7 protein-coding genes are annotated in these 7,688 nt (G+C 39.6%); 5 read left to right on the top strand and 2 right to left on the bottom strand.

Going from position 1 to position 7,688, the window contains the following annotated elements:
• Window positions 1-965 precede the first annotated feature (965 nt).
• Window positions 966-1,154 carry a helix-turn-helix domain-containing protein gene (locus Q1Q15_RS18885; RefSeq protein WP_300463501.1) on the top strand — a complete coding sequence of 63 codons (189 nt, stop codon included), beginning with the start codon at window positions 966-968 and terminating at the stop codon, window positions 1,152-1,154.
• A gap of 1,650 nt (window positions 1,155-2,804) precedes the next feature.
• Window positions 2,805-3,296, top strand: coding sequence for a hypothetical protein (locus Q1Q15_RS18880; protein ID WP_300463498.1), 492 nt, complete (start codon window positions 2,805-2,807; stop codon window positions 3,294-3,296).
• A 47-nt stretch (window positions 3,297-3,343) separates the two neighbouring features.
• Here the strand turns inward: Q1Q15_RS18880 and Q1Q15_RS18875 are convergent, their stop codons facing one another.
• Window positions 3,344-3,913, bottom strand: coding sequence for an LEA type 2 family protein (locus tag Q1Q15_RS18875; RefSeq protein ID WP_300463495.1), 570 nt, complete (start codon window positions 3,911-3,913; stop codon window positions 3,344-3,346).
• Window positions 3,914-4,155: 242 nt separating this feature from the next.
• On the opposite strand from Q1Q15_RS18875, the gene Q1Q15_RS18870 reads away from it, so the two are divergent.
• Entirely contained in the window at window positions 4,156-4,695 is a 540-nt protein-coding gene (locus tag Q1Q15_RS18870; RefSeq protein ID WP_300463492.1) for an isochorismatase family protein, read from the top strand.
• 29 nt (window positions 4,696-4,724) lie between these two features.
• Here Q1Q15_RS18870 and Q1Q15_RS18865 read toward each other — a convergent pair whose 3' ends face one another.
• Entirely contained in the window at window positions 4,725-4,949 is a 225-nt protein-coding gene (locus Q1Q15_RS18865) for a hypothetical protein (RefSeq protein ID WP_300463489.1), read from the bottom strand.
• Between the two features lie 211 nt (window positions 4,950-5,160).
• Here Q1Q15_RS18865 and hisB point away from each other — a divergent pair, with 211 nt between their 5' ends.
• Together hisB and dnaG are read left to right on the top strand one after the other, a co-directional pair.
• Window positions 5,161-5,748 (top strand): imidazoleglycerol-phosphate dehydratase HisB, encoded by a 588-nt coding sequence (gene hisB / locus Q1Q15_RS18860; protein WP_300463486.1) that lies wholly within the window; start codon window positions 5,161-5,163, stop codon window positions 5,746-5,748.
• 165 nt (window positions 5,749-5,913) lie between these two features.
• On the top strand, window positions 5,914-7,686 hold the full coding sequence (gene dnaG, locus Q1Q15_RS18855; protein WP_300463483.1) for a DNA primase: 1,773 nt from the start codon (window positions 5,914-5,916) through the stop codon (window positions 7,684-7,686).
• Window positions 7,687-7,688: the final 2 nt, after the last annotated feature.

The raw sequence follows: 7,688 nt of genomic DNA, 5'->3' as shown, positions 1-7,688 counted from the left end.
TTTGACAAAGGAAGCTATGAAAAAAATAGAAAACACTATCTGGCGGATAGAAGGAATTGGGAAATGGGCAGTTGATATACTGTGCTATGATGAATAAAATGGCCGATTTAATTTTGACTCATTGCCTTATGGCATTGAACCTAAAGCAATACTTATAAGATTTTGAAAATTTCACAACAACATCCGTCTTTGCCGATGTGAAAAGTAGGCTTTATAGTTCTGGAAAATTCAAATGTTATAACAATGTAACATGGAGGGCCGTTGATAAGAAGTGACATTTCGAGAGCAAAGTATATGCAAATTACCATTATGGGTCAATGTCAAATGCAACACATATGGTTTTGATATTTAAGCTCCCAATAGAATAGAAATCTTTCCATCAGGAGCAAGGTTTGATGTATTTTAGTAGATCCTTTATCTGAATTTCCTTAATAAAAATCGAAATAATTGAACGTTATAATTATTCTAAATATATATGCAATATCTTTACCAGATATGGATAATTTTTTTATTTTATTTAAATATCAATCGGTTAGCCATCTCATTTTTTTATTATGAGCAGGTGATATCGATGAGTATGTAAAAAAAGATAGAAATATGTGTGATTTTTTATCAATCATATGGAAATAAATTACATACATACCCATAGCTAATTGAAAAACGGGGCGAGGTCTGCAGGATCAGGTTGGGTAAGTCGCAAAATAACTACATGTTGGTCCGGGACATCGTATCTATTATGGCCAGGAAGGAAACAAAATTGTTATCTTGCTCTGCACGGGTGACAAAAGCAGTCAAAAAAAGGATATCAAAAAAGCTTATGCCTTTTGGCAGGACTATCATACGCAAGGAGAAGAATAATGGCCACAGAAAGTTATAAAGAAGGTCTTTTGACACGATTACAGGAACCGGAATATGCCTCTATCTATCTGAATGAAGCTTTAAAAGAAGGAAACCAGTAAATTTTCATGCTGGCGCTTCGTGATGTGGCAAAGGCCAAAGGATTTTCTCACGCTGCCAGGGAAGCCAACCTTAACAGAGAAACACTGTATCGGATGTTATCAGAAAAAGGGAATCCTAACCTTTCAAGTCTGAATAAATTATTGGACACTCTGGGGCTTACCCTGACGATTGGAATGAAAGAAAACGTCGCATGAAACATCATATAGCCACCACCCCGGCAAAAACTGTCAACTACGCTTCCAATTCGCTGTCACCACTCAGGAATGTGAGCATGAGAGATTTTTTGTGTATCCCCAATGTTAAGTTTCAAATGATCAGTTTTGACTCAATTTGACATGACCGACGATAAAAATCACGAAAACCAAGGCAGAAAAAATTAAGTAAGGTCTCTATACATTCCAGATATCAGAAGGGGTCAGATTTTAATTGTTACAAAATATTCCTATTTTTTCAGAGTTTATAGTTTGATTTTGCTGTTCGATCAGGTTATACAATTAATATTTCAATTATTTATATTTGAATAGGGTTGCTTTTCCTATGATCGAAATCGTTATTCAATACCAATGGGGATACAGATGAAGAAAACGAAATGGAAACTGAAGAAGAAAAAAAATTATAATGCTGCTTTTGTTTCATTGATAACATCGCTGTTCATTCTAATGCTGATATTGGTTTTTTCTATTGCTTTAAACAGTTTCAATTCTTTTGAATCAGGCTCCTCAAAAAGCAGTGTTACGTTTGAAAGCAGCAAAATAGAGATCAAATCCGTATCTGATGCGCGTCAATGAATTATGGTGAGTATCTTCATTTAAGCGTTTTTTTAGCGCGTGAGAAAATGTGATTTGTTGGAATTTCTCATAGTCACAACCCGACTCTGTGTAAGCAGGGGGCAATTTCCTAAACCCTTTTACAAGGCCAAGCGTTTGGTAACTGCGCAAGGTTTCGATAACCGGCGTTTCTTTTGCAAAAATTCTTGACTATAAATAAATAAAGTGTCCCCGTAATACGCGTAATACGTACATTTTTTACCTAAAATAGGTGCATTTAATTCTTTTTGTAACCTTTTTTACACACATATGCTATTTAGCCAATTGTGGATAATATGGTCATTCCAAGTATACCCTCTATAAAATCAGACAATTAAAAAATTATATATAGGATTGGAACCAATATTGCATATTTTAAGGGGAAAATTATATGAGAAACATGTAATAATTCAGGAAGATAGATAATAGCATAATTTTTTTATCTCAATCACGGCCAGGGCAGATAAATCTGCCACAACAGCGCATGAACGGTTTCCATTTCAGCAGATTAAACGGTTTTTATATAAATGGGAATTTAGATGAAGAAAACAAAATGGAAACTGAAGAGGAGGAAAACGTATCATTCTGCTTTTGTTTCAATGATAGTATCTTTGTTTGTTCTAATCCTGATATTATTCTTTTCAATTGCGTTAAACAGTGTCAGTTTTTTTGAATCTAACACGTCAAAAAATGTTTTTAATTTCGAAAGCAGTAGAATAGAGATCAAATCCGTATCCGATACAAGTTTCTGACCCTCTACCCACGTCAGGATCATGGTCACTGTAGCCAAACTTTACAAGGTCGGTCAGTCATGGAGACCTCCTGGCTATTGGCAGAAACGATGATCAAGCCCGTGATTATTTATCCATACAATTTTTTTATCACCAAAAAAAAGACTGCTCGTAAAGGGGGTTTTTCCTGAATCCATGTCATTGATACCTGACCCTGTTGAAAAACTTAAGATTACCCTTATTTTTATGGAGTATTAAGGTAGCACGCATATTTAAACAGTTATCAATATTGACAGGAGGGTGGCCCATGAACAAAGAAAAAATAAAATGGTTTGCAATAGCATGTCTTCTAACCGGAGTGTCCGTCATGGCGAGTTGTGTGTCATCATCCGGCAATTTCGGGCGACTGGTGTACGATGGTGATGTGAAGAAAAGTTTTGAAAGTTTTATCGTAAACCCGGAATACACTTACTATCATTTCGGCCCTAAAACGTTTCCCAGGGCTATTGTTGGTATTTCAAAAGGGTTTACCATGGATTCCAGGTTCTGGACGGCAATAGACCTGACATCTAAAAATCTTCGCAGCTGGATATGGGGTCATGCACAACGGACGGGAGATTTTAAACATTATGGTTCCAGAATTATCGACCCCCAGGGAAGGCATATCGGTGTATGGTACTCTTTGGAGGGTTGGCAGCAATGGGCGAGAATTGAAATTATTGATGAACATATTATCAATATCGGTGCTCCCATAGATTCCCGGGAATCCAGGCGATTTGAAACCATCATGAAAGACTGACCGATTTCGTTGTGTCCGCCAGGACATGAGGGTTATCAAGTTGTTTACTACTGGCTTTGTATGGGGGGGCTAAGAGAAAGCGTTCCTTTTTGGGTGACCCTGATGAGGGGGTGTAAACTGCCGGCATCAAGTTTTGCATTGAGCCGGTAAGACAGCTGATTTTTTTTCTGATGGCGGATAAGATCGGTAAAAAAACCAATACTGCTGAACAGGTCAACCGATGCATTCAGTATAATATCTCCCTCTCCATAGGGGGCTATCCGGGGAAGTTGATTGGCTACACCTGTCATTATTTTATGTCCTTCAAGGGAAATGGTATAGGAAACGCCTTTTAAATCCAGCGGAGATCGATTGGGATTAACGATATGCAGTCCGATTTGAAATTGGGGAACCAGGCTTTGTGTCGGCACAGCCTTGAAAGAAGTGACACTGACAACCGGTGTCTCATATCCAGGCTGGAGTGTGGCGCAACCTGAAGCAAAAAGTAACAAAAAAGAGAGCAGGGCCGTATATTTAAAATCACTGGAAAGGGCGTTTGCAACATTATTGGCACTGACCGCCATTTGTTTGGAAAAGGCCTGTAAAGCGGATAGATTGTTTTGAATGGATGCCACCATTGAATTGACTCCTGTAAAAAGGTTCTTTTAAAGAAAAGCGTTTATTGTAATAATCGTGCTAAAAAGGTATTGAAACTAAAATGAGCAACAACACCCTTTGTCCTTAAAGGGGCGCATTCATTTTTATTAAAATAATGCTTTAATCAAACGTGGAGTGGATTGTTGGTTTATCGGAAACACGGTAACAAAAATCGGCAGGGATTACAAATTAAGTTTTCAATGATGGATAGAGGAGGGAACAGATGTTTGCCATTGATAAAACCATTATGGTGTTGATTGATGTTCAGGGCCAGTTGTCTCAATTAATGTATGAAAAGGAAAAATTGTTTGGATCACTTGAAATCCTGATTCGGGGGATGAAAATCCTTGGCGTACCGATTATATGGATGGAGCAGATTCCAGGTAAATTGGGCCCTACCACGGAAGTGATTTCAAACTGTCTGACAGGTCAGACACCCATTGAAAAATTTTCATTTTCCTGTTGCGGTGAACCGCAATTTATGGATACGTTCAACCGAGCCGGAAGGACTCAGGTGCTGTTAACCGGAATTGAAACCCATATCTGTGTTTTCCAATCCGGATACGACTTGATCCAAAACGGATGTGAGGTTCAGGTGGTATCAGATTGCGTGTCATCCAGAACCAGGGAGAATAAGGACATTGGAATCCAAAGGATTGTCCAATCGGGCGGTCAGGTGACCTGTGTTGAAATGGTATTTTTTGAACTGATGCGGGCAGCACAGGGGGATCCGTTTAGGCAGATTGTCAAACTGATTAAGTAGTGTTTGGGCTTTGGGTCTGTTCGCAGGGATTAAACAGCAATTTGGAAAGAGGATGCAGCCTGGGTACCTTCCCGGGCTCCAGGGTCGGTTTCCAAAGAAGGGTTGATCTGTTCCATGGTAACGGTGCCGGGTGTTGCATCAACGGTTTGTGTGCTTCCCGCCAGGGGGGTCGTACCAGCGGCGGTTGCATTTGGAACCGCCGGATACCTGAAACCAGATGGATAATTGCTGTATGCAGGGGGTGAAATGTCCATTTTTTATTTCCCGGAGGATGAAATTCTTTTTTTCTTAGCGACTGCACAAGTATAAGAATAAAAGTGCGCCATGGCAATAAAGATTTTATTCAGTAAAAAATATTTGACAAAAATTATTGACTTATATAGAATAAAAGATTCGTTTTTATAGAATACTATTCGTGCGTATGCTGGTGTGTATCAGTTTGGCTGAAATTCAAGGATTTTTTTTATGGGTCGAAAGGCAAGCGTTTCCCGAAAAACAAAAGAAACTGACATTCATGTCACGTTCAATTTGGATGGTGCGGGCAAGGGGGAGATTTCAACCGGGATACCTTTTTTTGATCATATGCTGACCGCTTTTACGGTTCATGGGTTTTTCGATCTTGAAATCAGTGCCAAAGGGGATCTTGCTGTTGATTTCCATCACACGATTGAGGATATCGGTCTGGTTCTGGGCCAAGCACTTTCCAGGGCCCTGGAGAAGAAACAGCGGATTGTCCGGTTTGGGGATGCCAGTGTTCCCATGGACGAAGCCCTGTCAAGGGTTACAATCGACCTGTCCAACCGGCCGTATCTTGTCTACAATTTCCCGGAGATGCTTCGAACAAGAGGTGAGTTTGATGCCTATCTTGCCAAAGAATTCTTTCAGGCAGTTTGTGTTCAAGGGGCGTTTAATCTTCACATTAATTCTTATTATGGCGTAAATGAACATCATGTCCTTGAATCCATTTTCAAGGCATTTGGCAGATCTTTGCACATGGCCACCAGAAGGGATGAAAAAATTTCAGGCGTCCTGTCCAGCAAGGGAACACTATAGGAACAGTTCAACCATATCTGATGGCCAAAAAAAAATATATGCAGCGTAAACCGAAAAGATTTCAAAATAAAAGTTATCGATAAAGATAATTATTGACATGTGATTTTAAATACTTAGCTTATTTCAAGTGCGGAACCGTTAAATTTTGGAGTCAACGCCACCAACATGTATATCCCTGAAGAAAAAATTTCAGATATTTTAAATACGGCAGATATTGTTGATGTTATTTCCGAATCTGTTATTTTGAAAAAATCCGGCAGAAATTTTTTTGGGTTATGCCCATTTCATTCTGAAAAGACACCTTCATTTTCTGTGAATCCCAGCAAACAGATTTTTTATTGTTTCGGGTGCAGTGCCGGGGGGAATGTATTGTCTTATACCATGAAATATCATGGGATTACGTTTCCTGAAGCGGCCAAAATGCTGGCACATAAGTATCAGATTACCATTGAAACCAAAGCCATTTCACCGGGAAAAAGAAATCAACTCAATCTTAAAGAGGGGCTGCTGCGTTTAAATAAAACCATCATGGGGGTTTATTTTGATGGACTGAAAAATTCAAAACAAGGGGAGAAGGCAAGGCAATATCTCCAAAGAAGAGGGATTTCAGACGAGATTATTCAAACGTTCAAACTGGGATTTTCCCAGGATAGCTGGGATGCCATCGTCACGGTTTTAAAGCGACAGAAAATTTCCAGAAAGGTGGCGGTTCAATCGGGTTTGATTTTGGAACGAAAATCAAATAATGGGTATTATGACAGGTTCAGAAACCGGATCATGTTTCCCATTTTTGATGTGAATATGCAGGTGGCAGGGTTCGGCGGAAGGGTGATGGATGATGCCATGCCCAAATATATGAATTCCCCTGAAACACCGGTGTATACCAAAAGCCGGATCCTTTACGGCCTGCATGCGGCAAAACAATTTTGCCGGCAGGAAGGGTTTGTTTATATTGTTGAAGGTTATTTTGATTTTTTATCCCTGTATCAGCACGGGATTAAAAACACGGTGGCCAGTCTGGGAACGGCATTAACTTCGGATCATGTCAGGATGTTGAAAGGATATGCTTCCCGTATGGTGCTTGTTTTTGACTCGGATGCAGCGGGCATCAATGCGGCAAAAAGAAGCATTGAGATTTTTATGAAAGAAGGCGTTGATACCCGGATACTGGTGCTTCCGGAAGGGAATGATCCGGATTCCTATATGGTCAAACATGGGCAGGATGCATTTAATGATCTTGCATCCCGTGCCCGAACCGTGATGCAGTTTCTTTTACAGGTCGCCATTGACACCCATGGCCTTTCTGTGGAAGGCCGAATCAGGATTTTAGAGGAGATGAAGCCGCATTTAAGTCTGATCCGGGACAGTGCGTTAAGGTCGTTGTATGTCAAAGAACTGGCAGAAACCTTAAATATTGATGAAAAAGCGGTTTTGGAAAAGGTCAGAGAACAGTATTTGAAACAGGATACCCGAACTGCCGGCTTGATGAATGAAAAACCAGATCAAGCGAAACTGGCATCTGACAGAAGAGAAGAACAACTGATTTCAATGATGTTGAATTATCCTGAAATTTTAGATGAAATTAAACGCAGAGATGTTTTAGCCTATTTCTATTCTGAAAAATTAAAGCGCATTGGCAAGAAAATCATCAGTGTGGATCCCGATACAACCGCCTTCATTACAAATGTTATGGCCAAAATGGATACGAACGAGGATCAGGCTTTGATTGCTTCTTATGCCATGAATGATATTGTTTCAGAACAGGATATGCACCAAACCGCTCTGGTCATAATAAACCGAATTATTCGTGTTAGAACAAAGCAGGAAAACACTTTAACCACTAAAATTATAAGTGCGGAAAAGGGCTGTGATGCCGAATTAATGGAGCTGTTAAAGCAAAAGCAGGCAGAAATTCAGCAATTACAAAATCGGTTATAACT

Source organism: Desulfobacula sp. (assembly GCF_030145145.1).
Taxonomy (GTDB): Bacteria; Desulfobacterota; Desulfobacteria; order Desulfobacterales; family Desulfobacteraceae; genus Desulfobacula.
The sequence above is the reverse complement of the archived record's forward strand: the minus strand, read 5'-3'. Positions and strand labels throughout refer to the sequence as shown.

Coding starts and splice junctions, on each gene's coding strand:
- Q1Q15_RS18885 (WP_300463501.1), top strand. CDS start 966: ATGCTGGCGCTTCGTGATGTGGCAAAGGCCAAAGGATTTTCTCACGCT.
- Q1Q15_RS18880 (WP_300463498.1), top strand. CDS start 2,805: ATGAACAAAGAAAAAATAAAATGGTTTGCAATAGCATGTCTTCTAACC.
- Q1Q15_RS18875 (WP_300463495.1), bottom strand. CDS start 3,913: ATGGTGGCATCCATTCAAAACAATCTATCCGCTTTACAGGCCTTTTCC.
- Q1Q15_RS18870 (WP_300463492.1), top strand. CDS start 4,156: ATGTTTGCCATTGATAAAACCATTATGGTGTTGATTGATGTTCAGGGC.
- Q1Q15_RS18865 (WP_300463489.1), bottom strand. CDS start 4,949: ATGGACATTTCACCCCCTGCATACAGCAATTATCCATCTGGTTTCAGG.
- hisB (WP_300463486.1), top strand. CDS start 5,161: ATGGGTCGAAAGGCAAGCGTTTCCCGAAAAACAAAAGAAACTGACATT.
- dnaG (WP_300463483.1), top strand. CDS start 5,914: ATGTATATCCCTGAAGAAAAAATTTCAGATATTTTAAATACGGCAGAT.